This is a genomic window from Acinetobacter sp. V89_7 (assembly GCF_029967895.1).
GTDB lineage: Bacteria > Pseudomonadota > Gammaproteobacteria > Pseudomonadales > Moraxellaceae > Acinetobacter > Acinetobacter soli.
In genome coordinates, this window is sequence record NZ_JASCAJ010000021.1 from 1 (window position 1) to 24,333 (window position 24,333).

Below are 24,333 nucleotides of genomic sequence, written 5' to 3' on the forward strand. Positions count from 1 at the left end.
CCCAAGCGTTCTAATACGCCAAATAGATTAATCGACATTGTTATTATCAGTAAAACTCATACTTATGTTGAATTTTACGCAGATTTAATGTGATTTTCTATACAGATTTGTATATCTATTTAATTCACTCAATATTCGGTTTATTCTAAATTTTAAAACCCAGAATCAAGCCACATACATGCTTTCCCAGAAATCATGCCAGATATCCAGAAATTCATGGGTTATAGCGCTTAGTTCATCCGTGCGTGATGTATCTAGTGCTTGTGTTAATAACATCCAAATATCATCTTCATGATTATCGTCATTTGCAAGACTATGACCACAGCCCACTACCCCATGACACTCATAGTAACCAGATGAAAATTTCGGATCGAATTTCGCCACATTAATAGAAAGCGCTTCACTATAAACAATGACCTGCTGTTCGGTAATCGCTAAGATTAGTAATAAGGCTTGATAATCATGAAAATGTGACGCGATATAATCGCTTACTCGATGTGCCTGTGAAACAGTCTGCGTAAGGTCATTTGTATCTAAAGACAATGCTTCTAGAAGCTGTAAAAAATAGGTAAGGTGTGCTTTGCTAGGCGAACTCAATGCCAAATCAAGTGTATTAAATCCTAATTCATCAATCAGGTTTAAAGACAATAAATAACGAGCATAAACTTTTGCTTTCACTCGCATATCAGTTTTAATATTTTGGTTTTTTTCCAAAGTATGCGCATCAAAAATGAGCATACTCAGCGCATCTGTAAATATTTTTACGATTGCAACAAAGTAGTTTAAATGAATTGTTTTTAAATGATGAAGGCTAAGCGTAGAACTTTGCAGCTGATTTAATATGGGATGTTGGAATAATGCATGCTGTTCAACGCTTTGTTTAAGCAATTGAATCTGTACATGATGAAGGTTCCATTGATCTAATGTTAGGGAGTTTTTGATGAAATTTAATGCTTCAGTGCGTGCATTTTCTGATTGGGTGAATGAGAACTTGTTCATCGTCAACTGTCTATTCTGTACACAGAAACACCTGTGTGTTAAAGATATTTTGAAATATTAATCTACATAAATATAACATTTATTCAAAGTTTATTTATGAAACTTTATATTAATTTTACAGATCAATTGTTCTTCGATCAGTACAAAATCTTATTAAACTTTGCCAAAAGCCCTACTTATAAATACTTTTTGATTCTGTTAGACTTTATTCAGATTTTACTATGCTCTTTCAAGTGTAGACTTAAACGGATTTTTCATCATTTCATTTCCCATGAAAAAAACCTCGAAATTGCATTTTTTGAGTACATACATGTCTTTGGCAGGAACCTCTAAACATGTCGAAAAAAGATGACATTATTAATACCGCCTTGCGTCTTTTTAATTCCCATAGCTATAACTCAGTCGGGATTGATCGGATCATTCTTGAGTCTGGTGTTGCAAAAATGACTTTCTACAAATACTTTCCTTCTAAGGCAAAGTTAATTGAAGAATGTTTGAATCAACGTAATCAAAATTTGCAAGCTTCTCTGAATGCAACGATCAATGGTTGTGATGATAACGATCCTCTAAGTAAAATCAGAGCAATCTATCTCTGGTATTCGGCATGGTTCGAAACCGAAGATTTTAATGGCTGTATGTTTCAAAAAGCTGTGGAGGAGATTTTTAAGATCTATCCTTCTACGATCAAACCTGCAACTGAGTACAAAGAATGGCTGACTGAACTCATCACGACCCTACTCACTGAGCTGGACATACAAAACCCAGGACAACTCGCGAATCTACTCATCAATATTTTAGATGGCATGACCATGCAAGCCTTAATTGAGCGCAATTCGGTTAAAATTGAGGAATACTGGTCACGCGTACAGCGATTGATTAAATTTGAGCAAACCTGCGCTTAAAAAATTTAGCGTGAGTATTATTCTTTTTATATCTCACGCCTGCGTCTGAAGTTTCCCAATTAACCACCAAAATAATCATTAGCAGCCAACCGATTTGTGTAAATTTAAATTTACACTTATTATTATTCTTTTATACAGACTTGTCTGTTTTTTGTATTGTAACGTAAAAATAAGTCTGGATGTTGAATTTTACTCATTGTTTTGATGAATAAAATTCAGTTTTTTATAAGATTTATTCATATTATCAATTCTTACACGCTATTTAACCAGAAATATATCTATCATACTTTGCTTTCATTTATAATATTTCTCAGAAAAAATGTGGGTGATTGAATGAACCAAAGACTCCAAATTGAAACCATGCGAGATGCTGCCGATGATGTCGTGACAATTTTGAAGTCTCTTGCAAATACAGATCGGCTCCTGATTTTATGCCATTTGGCAAATTCAGAACTTAACGTGTCTCAAATTGAAGAAAGCACCAATATTTTACAGCCTACGCTTTCGCAGCAATTAATGATGCTGCGTAAGAGCGGTACGGTGAACACTAGACGCGATGGTAAACAAATTTTTTATTCAATTAAGGATGAAAAAATGATCAATTTACTATCTACGTTGTATCAACTTTACTGTCCTAAATAAGTATATTTTCTTTTAAATCGCTTAAAAAATATCATAACGCCTGAAAACCCATCATTTTTTTAAAAAACATTTAGGATTTTTTTTAGTTATGTATAAAATAGCAGCCTTATTTTCTTCTGGCCGATAAAGCTTGTAGGCTGCGCTTTATGTTTTCTAAATTTTTTCGCTTGAGTCTTGTGACCAAGATTTTTATTGCCATAATCTTGGGATTCCTTGTTGCGTTTCTATTTCCAGACGTTACGCCTTATTTGAGCATATTTGGTGAAATTTTCATCAAGGCTTTGAAAGCTGTAGCACCTATCTTGGTATTTATTTTAGTAATTTCTTCAATTACCAATTTCGAGACTGGGCAGAGTGCTAAGAACATCAAACCAATTATTGCACTTTATGTGATAAGTATGTTGTTGGCTGCTTTTTCAGCAGTGATTGCCGATTTGCTTTTCCCGACTACTTTGGTGCTAGCTTCACATGGTGATCAAGCATTTCAGCCACCGGGTAGTTTATCAGATGTCTTGAAAAACCTAATGCTTAGCTTTGTTGCTAACCCAGTAGTTGCTTTGAGTGAAGCTAACTTTATTGGTATTTTAGCTTGGGCAATTATTTTGGGTACAGCGTTTCGTCATAGTAGTCAAACCACCAAAACATTTTTACAAGATTCTGCCGACGCGATTGGTAAAGTGATTCATTTGGTCATTAGCTTTGCACCACTGGGTATTTTTGGTCTTGTTGCAGTGACTTTTGCCAACTCAGGTATGGAAACACTAAAAAGCTACTCGCATTTATTGGCTGTTTTACTCGGAGCGATGTTCTTTGTCGCACTGGTAGTAAATCCTTTCCTTGTGGCATGTGTCACCAAGCGCAATCCGTATCCATTGGTATTTAAATGCTTACGCGAAAGTGGAATTACTGCTTTTTTCACAAGAAGCTCAGCCGCAAATATTCCGGTCAATTTGGATCTTGCACGACGCTGTGGTGTCGATGAGTCGACAACCAACGTCGTTATTCCTCTTGGTTCTACTATTAACATGTGTGGTGCAGCAATTACCATTACGGTACTCACACTTGCAACAGTGAATACTTTAGGTATTCATGTTGATATTTGGACCATGATGATTTTATGCGTTGTAGCGAGTATTTCAGCATGTGGTGCGTCGGGTGTGGCAGGTGGTTCCCTACTGTTAGTACCAGTCGCATGTAGCTTATTTGGTATATCTTCAGATATTGCAATGCAAGTCGTTGCAATCGGTATGGTTATTAGCGTACTTCAAGATTCAACTGAAACGGCCCTAAATTCATCTACAGATGTGTTATTTGTTATTGCAGTTGATCAGGCTTCAAAATCATAATACATTCAAATTGTTGATTTGTATTTGATGTTTTTTTATGCCACTTCAAAGGTTACCGAACTGGATTCAATGTATTGTCTTTGTGCTGGCACTCAATGCCGGCACAATTAACGTATTGGCACTTATTACAGTCATTCATCAATCTGTCTCACATATGACAGGCAATATCAGCATGCTTGCGATTGATCTCGTAAAATGGCAGCCACATACCATGCTGTATTTGTTTTTGATCGTTATTAGCTTTCTGATGGGTTCGTTTTGTAGTGGTTTTATTCTAGGTAATACCCCATTATCATTTCATCGTCGTTATGGTTTAACTTTAAATTTAGTCGCTTTCTTGTTGGTATTAACTTGGCTGACAGTCAGATACGATCCTCATCTTGGTCTGCTCTGGTCGTCGATGGCTATGGGTGTTCAAAACGCCATGATGAGTCATTATAAAGGGGCCATTATACGCACTACACATCTGTCTGGAGTACTCACTGATCTAGGTTTATCACTGGGCTACAAAGCAAAAGGCCTACCCGCAGATAGACGTCGTGTAATCTTGCATCTTTTAATCGTACTCGGATTTTTTCTTGGTGGCGTCATTGCTACAATAGCCTATTCGCATTGGCTCATGAATACCTTCTTGCTACCAGCACTACTTACGGTATTGCTCAGCGCAGTTTATTGGTTTTTGAGCTATGAACATTTAAAACGACACAGTTAAATTTTGGATTGTCATTATGGTAAAAAATGCGCTTCAAGCTCAGCTTTTAAAAGCAGGTTTGGTCGATAACAAAAAAGCGAACAAACTCACCAAGCAGGCAAAGCATGAGCATCGAACTGGTCAAAGTAATGAAGCAGAACTGAAAGCCAATATTGAACGAGCTCAGCTTGAAAAATTACAAAAAGACCAGAGTTTAAATCAAGAGAAACAGAAGGTACTTGAACAAAAAGCGTTGCTTGCTTCGATTGTACAAATGATCAAACAACATAAAATCAAAGATACATCAGGAGATGTGGCTTATCAGTTTATTGATCAGAACAAGATTAAAAAAGTGTATGTTTCACAGCAAGTTTATAATGCATTAGTTTCTGGTTCATTGGTCATTGCAAAAGATCAAGACAGTTATGCATACTTACCCAAACCATTGGCAGATAAAATTGATCAGAAAATGGAAGGCTTTATCTTGGTAAATCATTCACAGAAAAATGATCAGGCTACAGATGAAGAAGATCCATATGCAGATTATGTGATTCCTGATGATTTGATGTGGTAAGAAATTGAAGTAAATTTAACCGCATGTATTGGGCATGTATGGTTTTATTAATAAAACGTACAAAAAAAGTAGCAATACGAACATCTTAAATATCAAGCCTTTACACTATACTCTTTCACTAAGCATGGGTGTAGAGGTTTGAATTTTTTACAATATATAAGAGAAATACAAAACTGGATCGGCCAATATCCATGGCTTGAGATGCTGTGTTCGATTGCTATCCTGATTTTTTTTGCCGTTTTGGCAAACTTTATAGCAAAACAAATTGTGGTTCGGGGCGTTCGTAAAGCAATTAGTAAGCTAAAGTTTATTAACCAGTCCCTTTTTGCCCAGCATAGCGTGATTAGACGCATTTCAAATATTGTTCCCGCTATCGTGATTATGAACGGGATCAGTAGTGTTCCTCACTTGTCCAGTAAAATGATTACTTTAGTACAAATGGGTGCACAGGCATTTATCTTTTTAACCATTGCGCTTGCGATTAGTGAATTTTTAAATATTTTCAATCTGGCTTATCAGCGTAATCCTAATTCTAAAAATAAACCCATCAAAGGCTATTTGCAGCTGATCAAACTCATGATCTTCATTGTCTGTGCTTTAATGGTTTTGGGAACTTTCTTAAAAAAAGATGTGTTCACCTTATTGGCCGGCTTTGGTGCCATGGCAACGGTGCTCATGTTGGTTTTTCAAAATACGATTTTGTCATTGGTCGCGAGTGTACAAATCTCATCTTATGACATGGTACGTATTGGTGACTGGATTGAGATGCCTTCACTCAATGCGGATGGCGATGTCATTGATATATCATTACATACGGTGACCGTACAAAACTTTGATAAGACCTTTACAACAATTCCTACCAATAAGCTCATCACAGATACCTTTAAAAACTGGCGCGGTATGAGTGAATCTGGCTGTCGTCGCATTAAACGCTCGTTGTTTATCGATCAAAGCAGTATTCACTTTATGTCGGAAAAAGAACAAGACAAACTCAAAAGCTTTATTTTACTGAATCAATATCTTGATCTAAAAAAATCTGAAATTACATCATTTAATGAGCAACTGAGTAATCAATCAGTGTATAACCAGCGGCGTTTAACGAACTTAGGTACGTTTCGCGCATATATTGAATTTTATCTGAAGCAACACAGTGGAATTGCACAGAATCAATCTTTAATCGTACGTCAGCTTCAACCGACTAGTGAAGGGATTCCACTTGAGATTTATGCGTTTACCAATACAACCGCATGGAATGCTTATGAGGCCATTCAATCTGATATTTTTGATCATTTACTGGCTATTACACCTGAATTTGGCTTGAAAATTTATCAGGCACCTTCAGGTACCGATATGAAATCTCTTGCGCACGCTGTAAACGACGCGGTGTAATAGCTGTTTAATCGATGAATTAAGATGGTTGTGCACCATGTGTGGGCAACCATTTTACAAAACCGAGCCCCAATAAAACCAATAAACCAGCATATAAAAAAATCACCGGCGCAGTTAACGTCTGCCAAAAGTGACCTGCCAATAAACTACCAGAAGCCACCCCCAAGCCCCACATGGTGCTATATAATGCTTGCCCCCGACCTTGCTGACCTGCGGTAAAATGACTAAAAACCAACCGCATTGCCAGCAAATGAAATAAACCAAAACTAAAGGCATGCATCGTCTGGGCGAGCAATTGCCCCCAAAAATGCTCGACCATATATCCAGCAAGTATCCACCGAATACTGGTCATGACAAGACACACCGATACCAAAATGCGCATTGAATAACGCGCCAATAATGTGTGTGCACAAGCAAACATGATAATTTCTGATAACACGCCTATGGCCCACAAAGTACCAATTTGTGTGGTGCTATACCCTGCTTCTTTTAAAAAATTACTGTAAAAACTATAAAATGGCGCGTGTGAGAACAGCATAATAAATTCGATAGCAAAAAAAGCCATGACACTAGGCCGCTTTAAAATCGGCCATAACGGTTCTAGTTGCCGCTGGGCTGTTGGTGCCTTTGTTGGTTCTTTAATTTGAAATGACCAGATAAACGCAAGAAAGGAAATACAGAGTAGTAAAATTGGCAGCATTGAAACAGGAATAATTTCTAATAATGCCCCTATACCAAATACGCTGCTAATGAACCCGACAGATCCCCATTTTCGAATTTTACCGTATAGTTCGGCGCGCTTGTCTCCTAGCCAAAATAAAGTAACGCCTTCGAACTGCGCCAAGATTGCATTTTGAAAAAAACTGAAAATCAGCATGAGTAAGGCAATCGATTGAAGACTTTTTGAAATTAAAAAAATCGTAAACCAAATACATGCTTCCATCCAAGTTGCGATTCGTACCAATAACATTCGTTTGCCCGTTTTATCTGCTACCCATCCCCAAATGAACGGTGCAAAAAAACGTGTGATGATCGCGATTGAAGATAGAATTCCAATTTCTTGATAATTGAAGCCCTGATCTTGAAGATACAAGCTCCAATACGGCATGAATGTACCCACTATGGCGTAATAGAAAAAGTAAAATCCGCCAAGTTTGGTCTGTATTGTGAGTGCTTGCATGTGATTGCTTTATCTTGCATTTTTACAAGATCAATCATAGCAAAAGTTGATATATTTGTACTGAGTGAAATCAAATCCATTTGAAACGTTACTGGTATTGTTTCTCGTATCTACTCAAATCAATATCATGAATCTGAGCTAGAGTATTTCTAGCCCAGATTTTTATTTCATTTAAAATAGTAAGACGCTTAAATTTACTTACTTCTTTTTGACTAAAAAGCTACTTACAACAGCTTTACGAACGATCTGATCAAATTCTACTTTTGAAAAATCTGATCTATTTTTTTCTTTTGAATTCCCGGTGAACATATCGAATAGTTTCATTTTTAAGTCTGCCAATACGTTTGCTTATTTCCAATTTATCGACAACGTATGTATATATCCATGTGAGTTCTAATTCTATATTGTTCATTAAGTAACCAAAAAACACTTCTACAGTAATCAAAGTTTTCACATTGTACAGATTGGATTTAGATGACCAAATTTTTTAACACGCGATAACAAAGCAAACATACCTATATTTAAGAAGCTTGATTTCATCACATTGATAGGTTCTTTTTTTACTTGGTCATGATCTTTCGGAATTGTCTTTCACGCTTTAGTAAGCCCAATACTTTTTTACGGGCTTTGATTTCTTCTTCTGTATACGGCAGTAATTGAATCAATTTCGATATTGCAAGATCTGCATGTTCAATCAGGAAACCGTCTTGCTCGGTCGTCCATTGTCGTATTACTGGAACAGCTTTCATATTTTTACGAAGTCGCGTCATATTTGATCGGGTTCAAATCTATTATAAATAAAGCCCAATTTTTGATTGGGCTTTATTTATAATATTAAGTGTCTTCTATTTCAATAGGATCATCGTCTTCAGGTCGTTGGTGACGTTCTCCATCATCTGCGGGATCGACACTTGAACCATCTTTGGTAATGGTATTGTACAATTCATCTTCTTTTTTGTCGTCTAAGTACTCTTCATCTTCAAAATCGTGAGGTTCACTGTCATCATCAAAATCAAGAGGCTTTTCTTCATCGATCATATTAAGTCTTCCTTATTATGTTGTTGGTTAATTATGTTGTTGGTTATAATGAGTATGCTCTCACTGAAACACTATTAAATATCGTTTCAGTTGGATACTCAGATTTTTCTTTGAACACTCATGAACTAAACCGAGTACTCAATACGTGTATCTGGGTGATAAAATTTACCTTCAGCATCTACTTCTACTTGATGTCCATCAATAAAGATCAGTTTCACAGCATGAACCATATGTGAAGAACCATGGTCTAATTCTGGCTCTGATCGTGCTGAGGCGCACAGTGCAGCAACTTCGCGCTCATTACCATGTTGATCTTTGACAGTTATTATTTTTTCAGAAAGACTCATTTTGTCTTGATCCTTATAAGGTTTGAGAACATTTGAGCCTTTTTTATAGCATAGAGAATTCGAGCTATACCCGAAATACTGCAAAGAGACTGTCAATCTACAACCCATTCATATACAACTGTAATTTTAGATCAACATAAGTTACGCAACTGCTAATAAAGTGTCAGTCTATGTAGCTAAAAAGCGAAAAATAGGTGCTGTAACCCTATTTAGCCACTCTTAAACCTAGATCGCGACCAGCTCCTTAATTCCTTTTTCAGACATTTCATCTCCACGTCCGGATGCAATAATTTGTCCACGTGCCATCACGGTATACGTATCAGCTAACTCTTCAGCAAAATCATAAAACTGCTCGACCAGAATAATTCCCATATCGCCCTTTTGTGTCAGGCGTTGAATTACTTTGGCAATGTCTTTAATAATTGACGGCTGAATTCCCTCTGTTGGCTCATCCAATATCAAGATACGAGGTTCAGATGCCAATGCTCTTGCAATTGCCAGTTGCTGCTGTTGCCCACCAGAGAGATCTCCACCACGGCGATGTTTCATCTCCTCTAAAACTGGAAACAACTCGTATAAAGAGCTCGGCACCTTTTTAGTTTTAGCACCTGAAAATTTAGCCATTCCAATGAGAATATTTTCTTCAACGGTGAGCGTCGAAAATATATCTCGCCCTTGCGGAACATATGCAAGACCAGCTCGTACACGCTGTTCGGGCGACAGTTTTGAAATATCCTTACCATCCAAAATAATCTGCCCAGATTTAATCGGCAGTAATCCCATCAGGCATTTTAACAAGGTAGTTTTACCCACTCCATTTCGCCCCAGTACGACACTGCATTGTCCACACGCTGCACTCAATGAAACATCGCGCAAAATATGGCTGCCACCATAAAACTGATTGATTTGTTGAATATCGAGCATGTGTCTATCCTATCGACCTAGATATTTTTCAATAACGTCTTCATTGGCTTGTACCTCTGCCAATGTTCCTTCTGCTAAAATAGCGCCTTGAGCCAGTACGGTCACTTTTTCACTGATCGTATCGATAAAACTCATATCATGTTCCACCACAATCAAGGTATGTTGCTTTTTAAGCTCCAAACAAAGCTCCGCAGTACGCTCAGTTTCTGCATCGGTCATACCCGCAACGGGTTCATCTAATAAAATCAGTTTTGGCTGCTGCATCAGCAGCATTCCAATTTCAAGCCACTGCTTCTGACCGTGTGAAAGTAATCCCGCAGTTTTATGGCGAAAGTCCTTTAATCGAATTTGTTCGAGTGTTTGCTCCAAAGCCACTTGAGTTTCAGCGGACAATTTTGCGAAAAAACTCCGTTTTACAGTTTTATCTTTCGGTGCTGCCAACAGTAAATTTTCCATCACGCTAAAATTTTCAAATACTGTCGGTTTTTGAAATTTGCGGCCGATTCCAGCCTCAGCAATTTGCTCCGTGGTCATTTTGGCTAAATTATAGTTTTGACCGAAAAATGCAGTACCTTGAGTAGGACGAGTTTTGCCAGTAATGACATCCATCAGTGTTGTTTTTCCCGCACCATTTGGGCCAATAATGCAGCGTAGCTCGCCTTCATTGATGTATAAAGACAGATCGTTTAAGGCTCTAAAGGAATCAAACCAGACACTAACATTTTCAAGATAGAGCGCAATACCATGACTAAAATCTGCACCCTGAACCTTAGTCCTGCCGTATCCTTCACCATATTGTCCGCCATGCGGTGGTGTTTCGAATTGCACTTCGCTCATTTAATTTTTCTCCTTTTTAAAGCGGTCAAACAACCCCACCACACCTTTTGGCAGAAATAAGGTCACTACAATAAATAAACCACCCAAAATAAGTAACCAATACTCTGGAGCAGCCACGGTAAAGTATGTTTTAACTGCATTAATCAACCCTGCTCCCAATATTGGTCCAATTAGCGTTCCACGCCCGCCTGCAGCCACCCAAACGGCCATTTCAATGGAGTTGACAGGGTTCATTTCGCTCGGATTAATAATCCCAGCCTGTGGGACGTAAAGCGCGCCTGCTATTCCAGCGATCACGGCCGATAACACCCATGCCGAAAGTTTGTACCAAAGCGTACGATAGCCTAAATATTGCAAGCGGTTTTCGCTGTCCCGAATTGCACCTAATACCCGCCCATAAGGACGATTCATCAAGCTACGTAAGCCAATAAAACACAACATGAGTATCAGTGCAGTCATACAACACAAACTGGCGCGTGTAGGTGCTGAAGTAATGTCGAAACCTAAGATCGTTTTGAATCCAGTAAAGCCATTATTACCGCCAAAGCCTGTTTCATTTCGAAAAAACAATAATGCTGCAGCAAAGGTCATGGCCTGAGTAATGATTGAAAAATATACCCCTTTAATTTTTGAGCGAAATGCAAAAAATCCAAATACAAACGCAATCACACCAGGGACTAAAACCACCAATAGCAGCGCCCAGATAAAATGCTCGGTACCCAACCAAAACCATGGCAAATCATTCCAGCTTAAAAAACGCATGAAATCGGGCAATCCATCACCAGCCGACTCACGCATAAGGTACATGCCAAAAGCATAACCGCCCAGTGCAAAGTAAAGACCGTGCCCCAAACTTAAAATTCCGGCATAGCCCCAAACAAGGTCGAGTGCAAGTGCCACCAGTGCCAAACACATAATTTTGCCAATCAGTGTGACCCAGTACGCAGACAAATAAAAAGCAGAATCAACAGGTGCCAGATGCAACCAAGGTAGAACTAAAAGCACCACAAAACAAAGTACGATGAGTACGGCGCTCAAGGGTTTGTCTGCAAACAATAAAGTGAATTTCATATGCGTCTTACTCCACAAACCGGCCTTTGATGGCAAATAACCCTTGTGGACGTTTTTGAATAAACAAAATCACAAGCACCAAAAGAATAATTTTTGCAAGTACAGCACCGAGTCCAATTTCAAGTATCGTGCCACTTACCCCTAATCCAAGCGCAGCCAGTACGGCGCCCCAAACCTGCCCCACACCACCCACTACCACCACCAAAAATGCATCGATAATGTAATTTTGACCTAAATCTGGCCCCACATTTCCAACCTGCGCCAAGGCACAGCCTGCCAAACCTGCAAGCCCAGAGCCTAAGCCAAATGCAAGCATATCAATGCGTGCAGAACGTATGCCGACTGCACGAGCCATTTGACGATTTTGAGTCACTGCGCGTACAAACAATCCAAAACGGGTTTTGTTGAGTAGCACAAGCAGAATCAATAAAATCGCAACGGTAAAAGCAATGATGGCCATTCGGTTATACGGCAACATCAAACTCGGTGTGAGTGCTATTCCACCACTTAACCATGCAATATTGGATACTTCGACATTTTGTGCTCCAAATACCATGCGTACCAGTTGCATCAAAATTAGACTTACCCCAAATGTAGCCAGCAAAGTTTCAAGCTGTCTTCCGTATAAGGGCCGAATAATGGTTCGTTCAATCAGCATGCCAATTAATGCACTGATCAAAAATGCCGCTGGTATTGCAGCGATTAAGTACCAATCGACCCAAGCAGCCAAATGCGCTTTAAACAGACTCTGGATCACGTAGGTGGTATAGGCACCAATCATGATCAGCTCGCCATGTGCCATATTGATCACACCAAGTAAGCCATAAGTAATGGCCAGACCTAGCGCCGCAAGCAATAAAATGCTGGCCGTACTTAAACCTGAAAAAAGATGACCAGACCATTCACTGATCTGTAAACGAGTTTTGATTTGGTTTCTGGCATCTTGTAATGCCACTGTGAGTTCAGGATGAATTTGAGCAAGGCTCAACTCATGTTCGATCAAAGCCAGAACATCTGGTCGGTTGGAGGCTGAGAGGGTTTTAATGGCTGCTATTTTAGTGAATACATCTGAGCTGTTGTAATCTAGACGTGCCTTAAGCTGTGCAAGTCGCGCTTTCACCTTATTGTTGTTTTCTTTTAAATATAATTGTTTGATAAAACCACTGTCGAGCTCTGCAATATTGTTTTCTAGTATATCTACTGCCTGTAAGCGTTGAGTGGCATCTTCAGAATTAAGCTTGGCTTTGGCCTGCCCAAACGTCAGTGCTTTTCTTAAAGTATTCACCAGTGTGACTTGAGATAAATCTGAAGGCCATGTGGTGATGACTTTTTCATCGGGATAGCTCAAGAGCGTTTGTTCATCTTTAAGTAGATAGGTATTACCCGAACTATCGGTATAAAGTTGATTGTCGTCGATATAACCAACAAGTTTGTCCAGTGATTCTAGACTGGCAGGCCACTGATTAAGCATCGTCCGACGGGCTGTAAAATCCGACCGAACAAAAGTTTGTATCGCATCATCGTGCGCTACAGCCGCCGTATGGGAGAGTGATGTCTGTGGCTGACTGCTATTTTCAGTTGCCCACACAGACACACAACAAAGCTGTATGAAAAGCATCATCATTGCCCAGCGCCGAATATGGTTAAACATAGTAAACCCTTGCTATGTGAATATTTTTTAAGCTTGACTGAGGTTGGCCTGTATCAATGCGTACAGGCCCTCGTTGATTTGTTATTTTGGAATGTACGGGCTCCATGGCTCCGCACGAATCGTGGTTGGTGTTTTATAGACCACATCAAATTGGCCATCAGCACGAATTTGACCAATCATGACTGGCTTTTGTAAATGATGATTGGTTTCATCCATTTTTAGGGTATATCCAGACGGTGCTGCAAACGTCTGGCCCGCCATGGCTGTACGGACTTTATCCACATCGGTTGAGCCTGCTTTTTCGACTGCCTGTTTCCACATATTAATCCCTACATAGGTGGCTTCCATTGGGTCATTGGTGACCACTTTTGAGGCATTCGGCAGTTTATACTCCACTGCATACTGTTTGAATTTATTGATAAAGTCGGTGTTTTTTGGATTCTTAACCGACATGAAGTAATTCCAAGCCGCTAAGTGACCCACCAGCGGTTTGGTATCGATACCGCGTAACTCTTCTTCACCCACAGAAAATGCCATTACTGGAATATCGGATGCTTTAATGCCTTGGTTACCCAACTCACGATAAAAAGGCACATTGGAGTCACCATTGATGGTTGAAATCACCGCGGTCTTTTTACCCGCAGCAAATTTTTTGATATTTCCCACAATAGTTTGATAGTTGTTATGACCAAACGGCGTGTACTCTTCCATAATGTCGGCATCTGCAACGCCTTTCGATTTCAAAAATGCGCGAAGAATTTTATTGGTTGTACGTGGGTACACATAATCTGTACCCAGCAACACAAAGCGCTGCGCCTTGCCGCCCTCTTCACTCATCAAATACTCCACCGCAGGAATTGCTTGCTGGTTCGGTGCAGCGCCCGTGTAGAATATATTTTTAGACTGTTCCTGACCTTCATATTGAACAGGATAAAACAATAAACCGTTGAGTTCCTCCACTACAGGTAGAACAGACTTGCGCGAAACCGATGTCCAGCATCCAAAAATGACCGCTACCTTGTCTTGAGTAATCAACTGACGTGCTTTTTCTGCAAAAAGCGGCCAGTCAGACGCAGGATCAACCACAACTGGCTCAAGCTTTTTACCTAATACGCCACCTTTCGCATTGATCTCATTGATGGTCATCAAGGCCGTGTCTTTAAGCGAAGTTTCTGAAATGGCCATGGTGCCAGATAAGGAATGTAAAATACCGACTTTAATGGTGTCTGAACTTTTGCTGGCTGGTGCAGACGTGGCCTGCGTTTCGGTGGCTGCCGTTTTGTCTGATGATTTTGAGCATCCTGTGAGTGATAATCCCCCCATTACCGCTGCAATACACAATGAAATGGACATCATTCTTTGCTGTAACATGACTTCTTCTCCAATTTGATCATCTTTAAATTAAAATAATTTTTTGCGATGAAATATCATTCAAAGAGCATGCCAAAAAATAATTTTTAAGCTTTATATTTTAAATATTAAATCTTTAATTCAAATAATTTTAATTAAAATCATAATCTTAAATAATAATAATAATTAGGTTTAAAATAAATTATCTTCTTATTAATTTAATAGTAGGGAAATAAAAAAAATAAAATACAAATCTTAGATTATAATGTGTTGTCAAAATTTGTCTCTACGTCATTTTACGTATAAATCTTCCATTTTCGTCATTTGACTGATCAAGAATAGAAACGGTTGAGTTCACTTGCAACTGAACTCAACCCTGTTTTTAAAAACCCACCCCAAAATGACACATGCCGAATAAAAAAAGCACCGAAATGATGAAGATGTGCTCTTGATTTAAAATTTCACATTAAGTGAAAGTTGAGCCGTTCGTGGTGCACCTAAAAATAAATAGTCATCGCCCATAAATCCACCTACATCACGCCAGTATTGCTTATTGAACAGATTATCAATGGTCAGTCTGAGTGTAGAGTCATAACCACTGACTTTAAAAGCATAAGCTGCACCAAGATCAAACACACTATAACCACCAACTTTTACAGTTCCAGACTTATTGGCATATTTACTGGCGCTATATTGCATACCCGCCAAGAGTCGTAGACCGTCTATTTGCGCGACATCATAAGACACATGCGTTGCAAAACGCAGTTTGGGTACATTTTGAATTTGATGCCCTTCGTAAGCATCAACTTCACTTCCTTCCCAACGAGACTTCATCAATGCCAAACTTGAGCTCAGTTCAATTTGTGATGAAAGCTTGCCCGTCAATCCGAATTCGATTCCTTGAGAGCGCTGATCACCTTTTTCGATAAATATGAGATTGCCGTCATCAGTAGGTGCAACAAACTGATTATTCTGCTTTAAATCAAAAAGTGCCAAGCTGAGCAAAGCGTTGTTGTACTGCTGTTTGAAGCCCAACTCATATTGTCGTGACTGAACAGGTGCCAAGACCTGATTGGCATTGCTTGTATACCATGGTGCTGTTCCACCGTCCGCTAAACCTTTCGCATAAGAAAGATAAACTATTGTATTTTCAAGTGGTCGATAACTTAATGCCATTTGTGGTAAAAATTTTTGAATGTCTGTATGACGATTTTCCGTACCATCACTGTCATACGCTTTTTCATTTAAATCGATCCATTTTCCACCCAGTAATACTGTCCATTGTGGATCAAGCTCCATTCGATCTGTAAATGCCACAGAAAGCTGCTTACTTTCGAGTGGCTTATATCGATTTCCTAAATCAAATGTAGCGGGCTCAAAATCGGTGGTGTCTTGATAAATATTCCCTGTTCCAACGGGTGTATTAATACCAACATAACGTTTTTGATTTTTTTCTACAGCAGCCAGTTCAAAATTCAAATGATGATGTACAGTTCCCGTTTCAATTTGGCCCTTTAAACTCGATTTGAGTTGTGTGGTCATACGTACATCGTCTGGGCTACGGTAATCGTAAAGATCGTAGTTTCCATCGGCATCAAAGGTATTTTCAATCGGTTTCAAACCTTTATAGGAACCATATGGAAAGGCAATATAATCGTCAATTTTGACATGGCTATAACTCGCACCGATGCTCGCAGCCCAGTCTGAGTTAATTTGATAGCGATACGTCAGGCTGGTGTTCAGCGCAACGTTGGTGACTGGCTTACTCCAGCTTTGATAACCCAGCAATCTGCTCCAAGCCACATCAGTCGGAACTGTTGAGCCGTCGAGTAATTGGTATCCCGGAACTGAACGTTGTTTTTGGCGTTGTGATTCAATATCAAACTGAAGCTGTGATTGATCATCAATCTGCCAATCGAGTGCGAGTGAGCCGAACACACGTTGACCGTTAGCATGCTCGACATAAGGATGAATCTGTTCTTCGGCAAGATTTACGCGATAACCTAAGGTTTGCGCTTTGCCTAAAAAGCCACCGACATCTAGCCCGATAGATGTTCCTCCCTCACTGTTGGTACCCACAGTAACTGAACGAATATCCTCTGGACGCTTTGTAACATAATTGACGACGCCACCGGGTGTCGACATGCCACTTTGAATGGCCGAAATGCCTTTTAGAATTTCTACTCGATCCTTATTTTCAAGTGCAATGTTTTGTTCACCACGAACCACATAGCCATTGAGCAGATAGCTTGAACCTAAAGCCAGCGCAAAACCACGCGAGACAAAATTCGGATAGTAACCGATTGCAGCATATCCATCTCCCAAAGCAGCATCATTCTTAATCACATCGGTCAGCACTTTGGCTTGCTGATCCTCTAAGCGTGCTGAACTCACGACAGATACAGAAGCTGGAATATCTTTTAACTGCGTTGTACCAAAACCTTCCAGATTAACATTTTGACGCAAATAACCAGAATCTTGCTGATCGGCACTCAACACAATGGTTTCGAGCTGCTTAGATTGAGTTTCGGCAAAACTGAGTGTACTTAAAGTACCAATACCTGTACCTAAGATCATTTTTAAACAACGAAAAAGAAATGTGGTGGGAAACATCTGGGCGTTTATCATAAATGATCCTGAATACTCAAAACTCAATGTAACTTTGCGTAAGTAAAAATATGTGCAGAGTATATAGGAGTCATGTCCAGATCAAACGCATTGTTTGCTTTATTTGTTGAGTAAAATACAGAATTAAAAGCTAAAAATTTGAAAAAAATCAAAAATTGATTTAAACAATAACTTAGTCAGTTTCTATTACACATGTAGCAAATCATTAGGATTAAAAAAATGGCCTCATGGAATATCCACTCCGTTGTAGACGGCTTGCAAAAAGCACGGCACGACTGGCGTGAAAGTCAACATCGCACCAAAGAGATGGGAGATCGCGAACTGCCATCTAAGGAAGTTCTTCGGGTCGTGGTTAATGACTTATGCGGCATTTTATTTCCGATGCGACTTGGGCCTGCAGAACTTCGCCAAGAAACCGAAAATTACTATATTGCTTATACGCTTGACCGCGTATTAAACGAGCTTTTTATACAAGTACGTATGGCCTTGCATTATGAGGCAAAGCTGCACCCAAGTACTGTCGATCAAGACATCGATACATATGCCAAAACCATAGTCCAAGATTTTGCCAATGCGCTGCCAAATATCCGCCGTTTACTCGATGAAGATGTGCTCGCAGCTTTTGAGGGCGATCCGGCTGCTCACAGTGTCGATGAGGTACTGATTTGTTATCCGGGATTATTGGCGATTATCTATCATCGCCTTTCACATCAGCTGTATAAGCATGTGCCGCTGGTGTCTAGAATTATTTCTGAACTGGCGCATTCTGCAACAGGTATCGATATTCATCCGGGTGCCCAAATTGGTAAAGGTTTCTTTATCGATCATGGAACAGGCGTCGTGATTGGAGAAACCTGTATTATTGGTGAGCGTGTGCGTATTTATCAGGCAGTAACACTGGGTGCAAAACGATTTGAGCTTACCGATGATGGTGGCCTGAAAAAAGATTATGCGCGTCATCCGATTGTAGAAGATGAAGTGGTAATTTATGCAGGTGCCACGATTTTAGGCCGAATTATCATTGGTAAAGGATCTACGATTGGCGGAAATGTATGGCTGACGCACAGTGTGCCTGCGGGAAGCCAAATTTTGCAATCGCCATCTGAATCTTGTAAAAAAGTACCTTAAGGTTATTCCCCTCATCATAAATCCACTTCAGAGTATCGTTAAAATATTGAGGAAGTGGATTTATATCTTTTTTATTTAATAATTAAATTCTCTATATTTTAATGACGTCGCGTACCAAAACCGACATAAAAATATTTTTTGTTAAACGTGCAGTGCCATGAGCAATAAAATCATCAGACATCATTTCGATCTGCTGTAAACTTTCATAATAGATTTGCTCATCGAAGGCAATTTGATCTGAACTACTGCTTTCAACTTTTGAAGAAATCCATTCTTGCTCGAGTATCAATTTTAATCTAGCTAAAAAATCTGTTCGTGTTGAAGCATTATTGACGTGATACAGTATTCGTTCTTGCTCATCTGAACTGATCGAAAAAATCATCTCATACACTTTCATTTTTTATTAGACATAGTTTTACAAAATAAAAAAACCTGTAACCGGGAATGCAAAACCATTACAGGGTTCCCACAATGGAAATCAATTTTGTTAAATATATCACATTTTTTAATATTTACACCAATTAATTATCTTTTTTATTTAATTTAAATTTCACAATTTATGTTAAAAATTTAGGCTAGCTTAAGTTATCTCATCTTCTATTTTCACTAAAATAAGCTACTTCTGCATCACATGTACTCGTCGGTATGCAGTGCGGTGGTAGAGATGCCTTTTCTGGAGTGACCTCTAATCCGGCTGTTGGTTTTGCCTCAGATTTGATTATCCGCTGCGGCGGTACAGTCATGTTTTCAGAAGTGACCGAAGTTCGTGATGGTATCCATTTACTTACTCCACGCGCAGAAAACGAACAAGTCGCGAAAGATTTAATTCGTGAAATGCAGTGGTACGATGATTATTTGGCCGCAGGCAAAGTTGATCGAAGTGCCAATACCACGCCTGGCAATAAGAAAGGCGGTTTAAATAATATTGTTGAAAAAGCCATGGGATCAATTGCCAAGTCAGGCCGCTCTGCGATTGTTGAGGTGTTGTCACCGGGTCAAAAACCCACTAAAAAAGGGCTGATCTTTGCCGCTACACCATCGAGTGACTTTATTTGCGGTACACAACAAATGGCTTCGGGTATTACAGTACAAGTGTTTACTACAGGCCGCGGAACACCTTATGGATTGGCGGCGGTGCCTGTCATCAAGATGGCCAGCCGCAATAGCATTGCCAATCGCTGGTATGATCTCATCGATATTAGTGCGGGCGATATTGCGATTGGTAAAAAACCATTGAAGAAGTGGGTTGGGAACTGTTTGAACTGATTTTGAAAGTCGCGAGTGGCGAACAGCAAACGTGGTCGGATAAATGGGGAATTCACAACTCGCTGGCCGTGTTTAATCCTGCACCAGTTACCTAAGGCACATAAAAAAAGATGAATTCTGTGCATTCATCTTTTTTATTTCAATATTTGATTGCGATACATTTCACTCATTTTCTAGATCGCTGCTAAACTAAACACTGAAACTTGTTGCCACTTTGATCTTATGCAAAATCTCTCCACTCCTGCTTCGTCGTCTGACAATATCGGAAAGGCCCTGCTGTGTCTAATGACATCCGCCTTACTTTTTTCGATTATGGGAGTGTGTATCCGATTTGCATCACAAAGTGTCGACAACGCAACGATCGTATTTTTTCGAAACGCGGTGGGTCTATTCATTTTTATTCCCATGTTAATTAAAAATGGATTTGGACTCATTCGAACGCAAAAATTATGGATGCATACGTGGCGAAGTGTGGTGGGATTGGCCGCGATGTATGGTTTCTTTTATGCCATTGCCAATCTAAAGCTCTCCAATGCGATGGTGTTTAGTTACTCTTCACCTATTTTCATTCCACTGATTGCATGGTTATTTCTTAAAGAACAAATCACCAAATCTATGATTTTTGCTGCCGTATTGGGTTTAGTGGGTGTCATGTTTGTTGCTAAACCTGATCAGGGCTTATTTAATCTGATTTCTTTTATCGGCCTTGGGGCCTGCTTTTTATCTGCGATGGCTTTTGTGACTGTCCGTGCGCTGACCAGCACCGAATCTCCAGAACGCATCGTATTTTATTTCTGTATGTTTGGTACGCTGATTTCATCAATCCCGATGTTTTGGCACTGGCGAATGTTCACCCTACACGAACTGGCTTTACTTATTACAGCTGGGCTACTGGCTAATATTAGTCAATTATTTATGTCTTATGCTTACAGCTTAGCACCGGCTGGTAAAATCGGCCCGATGAACTATATCGCGATTGTGTTTGCAGGTGTATGGGGCTATGTTTTTTGGCGAGAGCTTCCCGACCTGTTTACACTGATCGGGATTGCCATTATTTTGATTGCAATCTTGATGTGCAACCCATTTGCACAACAAAAAGTGATGCGGTTATTTCGATTAAATCGTTAAAGGTTTATCTATCTTGTAAGAATAAACAAATCATCTTGAAGTAATTTGTACTCAAAAAAGATTTAATTAAGATGTTAATCAAGTAATACTTTGTATTTTTTATTAAAAAACAAATTATTAAAGCTAAATTTTTTTAAGGCTTTGAGAATTCAACATTTTTAGTATAGTCTAGGCCTATTGATTTCCAAAAGAGATCACTTGGGTGTTGATGAGTTATGGTCGGCTGCTCGGTTTTTTTGCAGTCTTCTTACAAATCGCTGTGTTTTTACAGCCACTATTACCAGAGAAATACCAAGTTTCTCCGGTCTGTGAAACTGTTGCCCAAGCACTACAGATTGGTGATTTTGCGACCACATCAGTTGCACACTCTGAAATGTCCAATCACATGCATTCGCATCATGCTACAGCGCATCATTTAGCTGAACAGAAAATAAAAACTGATACATCACATCATCATCACGACATGAATCATCAATGTCAGTATTGCGTGGTCTATGGTCATGTGGTACCTCTTCTTGATGTAGATTTAAGTGAAGTCTTGGTTCGTATTCAGGTTCGATATCTCGCCTTTAAACGTACTTTTTTTCACGTTTTCTTTGTACTTCAGCAGCTCTTTCTTATTCCTCAAGGACGCGCTCCACCGCTCTCTCTCGCCATTTAAATTTTTTATCTTAATTTTTAAATTGAATGAGTTGTAGAGACGAATCATTATGTTTTGCTTAAAAAATAGCCTATACTGGTTAGATATAAACTCGCCTGCAAAATTGCACGAGCAACATCATCCGTTGTATGAGGTGCTCTCATGACATTAGGATTAACCGCATTAGAATTAGCGCGGATTCAATTTGCGTTCACAGTATCTTTTCACATTATATTTCCAGCAATTTCAATTGGTTTAGCAAGTTTTCTTGCTGTGCTTGAATGGCGCTGGTTGCGTACTCAAAACCCGGTTTATCAAGACTTATTTAAGTTTTGGGTTAAGATTTTTGCTGTCGCTTTTGGTATGGGTGTCGTCTCTGGCGTTGTGATGAGCTATCAGTTTGGAACCAACTGGAGCGAGTTTTCTCGCTTTGCCGGAGGTGTCACAGGCCCATTACTCAGCTATGAAGTATTAAGTGCATTTTTCCTTGAAGCCGGCTTTTTAGGGATTATGCTGTTTGGCTGGGGCCGTGTGGGCAAAAATGCACACTTCTTCGCAACCTTAATGGTGGCGATTGGTACCTGTATTTCCATGTTCTGGATTTTATCGTCCAACAGCTGGATGCAAACACCACAAGGCTATAGCATTGAAAATGACATTATCGTACCACAAGATTGGGTTGCGATTATCTTCAATCCATCTTTCCCTTACCGACTGGCTCACATGGCGATTGCTGCATTTATGGTGTCATCACTTTTGGTGGCAGCAACCGCAGCATGGCATTTGCTCAAGGGGCGTCGTGATGCATTGGTCAAAAAGTCATTTTCCATGGCACTCTGGCTCATTTTGGTTTTGGCACCATTACAAGTATTTGTAGGTGATGCACATGGTCTCAATACTTTAGAGCATCAACCTGCAAAACTCGCTGCAATGGAAGGTCATTGGGAAACCAATCACGACCATGCCATGCCGTTGTATCTGTTCGGGATTCCAGATATGCAAGAAGAGCGAACCAAATATGCGATCGCGATTCCGCATTTGGGTAGTTTAATTTTAACGCACTCGATGGACGGAACAGTTAAAGGCCTTAAAGACTTTGCTCCGGAAGATCGCCCAAACTCTACCATCGTGTTTTGGAGCTTTCGAATTATGGTCGGGCTTGGCATGTTGATGGTACTGTTGGCGTTGGCAGGTCTATGGCTCAGACGTTCAGACCGGCTTTATGAAAACAAATGGTTTCAGCGTTTTGCTTTGGTGATGGGGCCATCTGGATTTATTGCCTTGCTTGCAGGCTGGTTTACCACCGAAGTTGGTCGTCAGCCTTGGGTCGTCTATGGCGTGATGCGCACTAAAGATGCAATCTCTCCTGTCTCTGCCGAACAAGTTGGTCTCACCTTGATCATTTTTGTACTGGTGTACTTTGTTGTCTTTGGAATCGGTATTTATTACATGCTGAAACTGATCAATAAAGGGCCACAATTTATTCATAGCACGCCACAAGAAGCAGGCGGGGTTGGTCGATTCAAAACCCCAATGCGACCGTTGAGTGCGGCTGATGAAGAACTGGATGATGAGGACAAAGGAGCAACATCATGATTGATTTATCTTTAATCTGGGTCGTGATTATTGCTGTTGGCGTGTTTATCTATGTAGTGCTAGACGGGTTCGACTTGGGAATCGGAATTTTATTTCCATTTATTCAAGATCAGCAAGAACGCGACGTGATGATGAATACCGTGGCACCCGTGTGGGATGGTAATGAAACCTGGATGGTGCTTGGCGGTGCAGGCTTGTTTGCAGCGTTTCCAATTGTCTATTCTGCTGTTTTATCTGCGCTTTACTTACCTATTTTGCTGATGGTAATTGCACTGATTTTTCGTGGCGTAGCATTTGAGTTTCGCTTCAAGGCCAATCGTACCAAACACTTGTGGGACAAAGCATTTATTGGTGGCTCTGTTCTTTCGAGCTTCTTACAAGGCGTATTGCTAGGCGCTTACATCCAAGGCATACATATTGTGGATGGTCGCTACGCTGGTGGCGGTCTGGACTGGCTGACACCTTTTTCTCTTTTCACGGGTGTGGGCGTGGTTGTCCTTTACGCCGCGCTTGGGTGTGGCTGGTTGATCATGAAAACTGATCATCGTTTACAAGAAGATATGTTTAAGATTATGCCAAAGCTCATACTCGCATTGCTGTTTATTTTTGCGTGTGTGAGTTTGTATACACCTTTGTCTCAGCCACAAATCGCAGCGCGATGGTTTAGCTTACCTCAACTCTTGTATTTTAGCCCTGTTCCTATTTTGGTCGTGATATGTAGTGTGCTTGCACTTCGTGCATGTGCCAAGAAACAGGAATCGGCTCCCTTTTTATATATTCTGGCTCTGCTGTTCTTGGCCTATAGCGGATTTTTAATCAGTATTTTTCCGTATATAATTCCACCATCAGTGACCATTTGGGACGCTGCCGCTCCGGCAAATAGTCAATTGTTTGCCTTAATTGGTGCACTGATTTTGATTCCGATCATTATCACCTACACCATCATGGCGTACTGGGTTTTTCGAGACAAAGTACGCGTAGGTGATGAAGGGTATCACTAGGAGCG

Annotated in this window: 22 protein-coding genes and 2 pseudogenes; 12 read left to right on the forward strand and 12 right to left on the reverse strand. The window is 39.9% G+C overall.

The window, feature by feature from the left end; all coding sequences use genetic code 11:
* Positions 1-165: 165 nt before the first annotated feature.
* Positions 166-999 (reverse strand): hypothetical protein, encoded by an 834-nt coding sequence (locus QLG00_RS04965; RefSeq protein WP_282470597.1) that lies wholly within the window; start codon positions 997-999, stop codon positions 166-168.
* A 335-nt stretch (positions 1,000-1,334) separates the two neighbouring features.
* Here QLG00_RS04965 and QLG00_RS04970 point away from each other — a divergent pair, with 335 nt between their 5' ends.
* The 6 genes from QLG00_RS04970 (at position 1,335) to QLG00_RS04995 (ending at position 6,543) form a co-directional block, all read left to right on the forward strand.
* A complete protein-coding gene (locus QLG00_RS04970) occupies positions 1,335-1,901 on the forward strand; it encodes a TetR/AcrR family transcriptional regulator (RefSeq protein WP_004937582.1) in 567 nt (188 codons plus the stop codon).
* A 333-nt stretch (positions 1,902-2,234) separates the two neighbouring features.
* A complete protein-coding gene (locus QLG00_RS04975; protein ID WP_227265765.1) occupies positions 2,235-2,543 on the forward strand; it encodes a metalloregulator ArsR/SmtB family transcription factor in 309 nt (102 codons plus the stop codon).
* 146 nt (positions 2,544-2,689) lie between these two features.
* Positions 2,690-3,889, forward strand: a complete 1,200-nt coding sequence (sstT, locus tag QLG00_RS04980) for a serine/threonine transporter SstT (protein WP_004947360.1) — start codon at positions 2,690-2,692, stop codon at positions 3,887-3,889.
* A 37-nt stretch (positions 3,890-3,926) separates the two neighbouring features.
* Positions 3,927-4,601 (forward strand): YoaK family protein, encoded by a 675-nt coding sequence (locus QLG00_RS04985; RefSeq protein ID WP_282470598.1) that lies wholly within the window; start codon positions 3,927-3,929, stop codon positions 4,599-4,601.
* Between the two features lie 16 nt (positions 4,602-4,617).
* Positions 4,618-5,154, forward strand: a complete 537-nt coding sequence (locus tag QLG00_RS04990) for a DUF2058 domain-containing protein (protein WP_025094607.1) — start codon at positions 4,618-4,620, stop codon at positions 5,152-5,154.
* A 138-nt stretch (positions 5,155-5,292) separates the two neighbouring features.
* The gene (locus tag QLG00_RS04995; RefSeq protein ID WP_282470599.1) at positions 5,293-6,543 is read left to right on the forward strand and encodes a mechanosensitive ion channel domain-containing protein; all 1,251 of its coding nucleotides are present in this window, start codon (positions 5,293-5,295) and stop codon (positions 6,541-6,543) included.
* 19 nt (positions 6,544-6,562) lie between these two features.
* On the opposite strand, the gene QLG00_RS05000 is transcribed toward QLG00_RS04995, so the two are convergent.
* The 10 genes and pseudogenes from QLG00_RS05000 to QLG00_RS05045 form a co-directional block, all read right to left on the reverse strand.
* Positions 6,563-7,723: an MFS transporter gene (locus QLG00_RS05000; protein WP_282470600.1), complete on the reverse strand. Its 1,161-nt coding sequence runs from the start codon at positions 7,721-7,723 to the stop codon at positions 6,563-6,565.
* A 560-nt stretch (positions 7,724-8,283) separates the two neighbouring features.
* On the reverse strand, positions 8,284-8,493 hold the full coding sequence (locus tag QLG00_RS05005) for an acyl-CoA thioesterase (protein ID WP_282470601.1): 210 nt from the start codon (positions 8,491-8,493) through the stop codon (positions 8,284-8,286).
* A 64-nt stretch (positions 8,494-8,557) separates the two neighbouring features.
* On the reverse strand, positions 8,558-8,761 hold the full coding sequence (locus QLG00_RS05010; protein WP_282470602.1) for a hypothetical protein: 204 nt from the start codon (positions 8,759-8,761) through the stop codon (positions 8,558-8,560).
* Between the two features lie 125 nt (positions 8,762-8,886).
* The gene (locus QLG00_RS05015) at positions 8,887-9,108 is read right to left on the reverse strand and encodes a hypothetical protein (RefSeq protein WP_004937601.1); all 222 of its coding nucleotides are present in this window, start codon (positions 9,106-9,108) and stop codon (positions 8,887-8,889) included.
* Positions 9,109-9,333: 225 nt separating this feature from the next.
* Complete coding sequence (urtE, locus tag QLG00_RS05020; RefSeq protein ID WP_282470603.1) at positions 9,334-10,032, reverse strand: urea ABC transporter ATP-binding subunit UrtE; 699 nt, start codon at positions 10,030-10,032, stop codon at positions 9,334-9,336.
* 9 nt (positions 10,033-10,041) lie between these two features.
* A complete protein-coding gene (gene urtD, locus QLG00_RS05025; protein ID WP_048764635.1) occupies positions 10,042-10,869 on the reverse strand; it encodes an urea ABC transporter ATP-binding protein UrtD in 828 nt (275 codons plus the stop codon).
* Positions 10,870-11,940, reverse strand: coding sequence for an urea ABC transporter permease subunit UrtC (gene urtC, locus QLG00_RS05030; RefSeq protein ID WP_282470604.1), 1,071 nt, complete (start codon positions 11,938-11,940; stop codon positions 10,870-10,872).
* Positions 11,941-11,947: 7 nt separating this feature from the next.
* Positions 11,948-13,459 (reverse strand): annotated as a pseudogene (urtB, locus tag QLG00_RS05035) (urea ABC transporter permease subunit UrtB); the annotation flags it as partial.
* 213 nt (positions 13,460-13,672) lie between these two features.
* The gene (gene urtA, locus QLG00_RS05040) at positions 13,673-14,962 is read right to left on the reverse strand and encodes an urea ABC transporter substrate-binding protein (RefSeq protein WP_104125017.1); all 1,290 of its coding nucleotides are present in this window, start codon (positions 14,960-14,962) and stop codon (positions 13,673-13,675) included.
* A gap of 432 nt (positions 14,963-15,394) precedes the next feature.
* Positions 15,395-17,569, reverse strand: coding sequence for a TonB-dependent siderophore receptor (locus QLG00_RS05045; protein ID WP_282470605.1), 2,175 nt, complete (start codon positions 17,567-17,569; stop codon positions 15,395-15,397).
* Between the two features lie 219 nt (positions 17,570-17,788).
* Between QLG00_RS05045 and epsC the strand changes: the two genes are divergently transcribed.
* Positions 17,789-18,697 carry a serine O-acetyltransferase EpsC gene (gene epsC / locus QLG00_RS05050; protein ID WP_282470606.1) on the forward strand — a complete coding sequence of 303 codons (909 nt, stop codon included), beginning with the start codon at positions 17,789-17,791 and terminating at the stop codon, positions 18,695-18,697.
* 91 nt (positions 18,698-18,788) lie between these two features.
* Here the strand turns inward: epsC and QLG00_RS05055 are convergent, their stop codons facing one another.
* The gene (locus QLG00_RS05055) at positions 18,789-19,079 is read right to left on the reverse strand and encodes a hypothetical protein (RefSeq protein ID WP_228154097.1); all 291 of its coding nucleotides are present in this window, start codon (positions 19,077-19,079) and stop codon (positions 18,789-18,791) included.
* A 242-nt stretch (positions 19,080-19,321) separates the two neighbouring features.
* Between QLG00_RS05055 and QLG00_RS05060 the strand changes: the two are divergent.
* From QLG00_RS05060 to cydB, 5 genes and pseudogenes are all read left to right on the forward strand, one after another.
* A pseudogene (locus QLG00_RS05060) lies at positions 19,322-20,058 on the forward strand (galactarate dehydratase); the annotation flags it as partial.
* A 127-nt stretch (positions 20,059-20,185) separates the two neighbouring features.
* The gene (locus QLG00_RS05065) at positions 20,186-21,091 is read left to right on the forward strand and encodes a DMT family transporter (protein ID WP_025094623.1); all 906 of its coding nucleotides are present in this window, start codon (positions 20,186-20,188) and stop codon (positions 21,089-21,091) included.
* 208 nt (positions 21,092-21,299) lie between these two features.
* Positions 21,300-21,752 carry a DUF2946 domain-containing protein gene (locus QLG00_RS05070; RefSeq protein ID WP_004937661.1) on the forward strand — a complete coding sequence of 151 codons (453 nt, stop codon included), beginning with the start codon at positions 21,300-21,302 and terminating at the stop codon, positions 21,750-21,752.
* Between the two features lie 141 nt (positions 21,753-21,893).
* Positions 21,894-23,327, forward strand: a complete 1,434-nt coding sequence (locus QLG00_RS05075) for a cytochrome ubiquinol oxidase subunit I (RefSeq protein WP_282470607.1) — start codon at positions 21,894-21,896, stop codon at positions 23,325-23,327.
* Positions 23,324-24,328, forward strand: coding sequence for a cytochrome d ubiquinol oxidase subunit II (cydB, locus tag QLG00_RS05080; RefSeq protein ID WP_119026636.1), 1,005 nt, complete (start codon positions 23,324-23,326; stop codon positions 24,326-24,328). The genes QLG00_RS05075 and cydB overlap by 4 nt, the downstream gene beginning before the upstream one ends.
* Positions 24,329-24,333 lie beyond the last annotated feature (5 nt).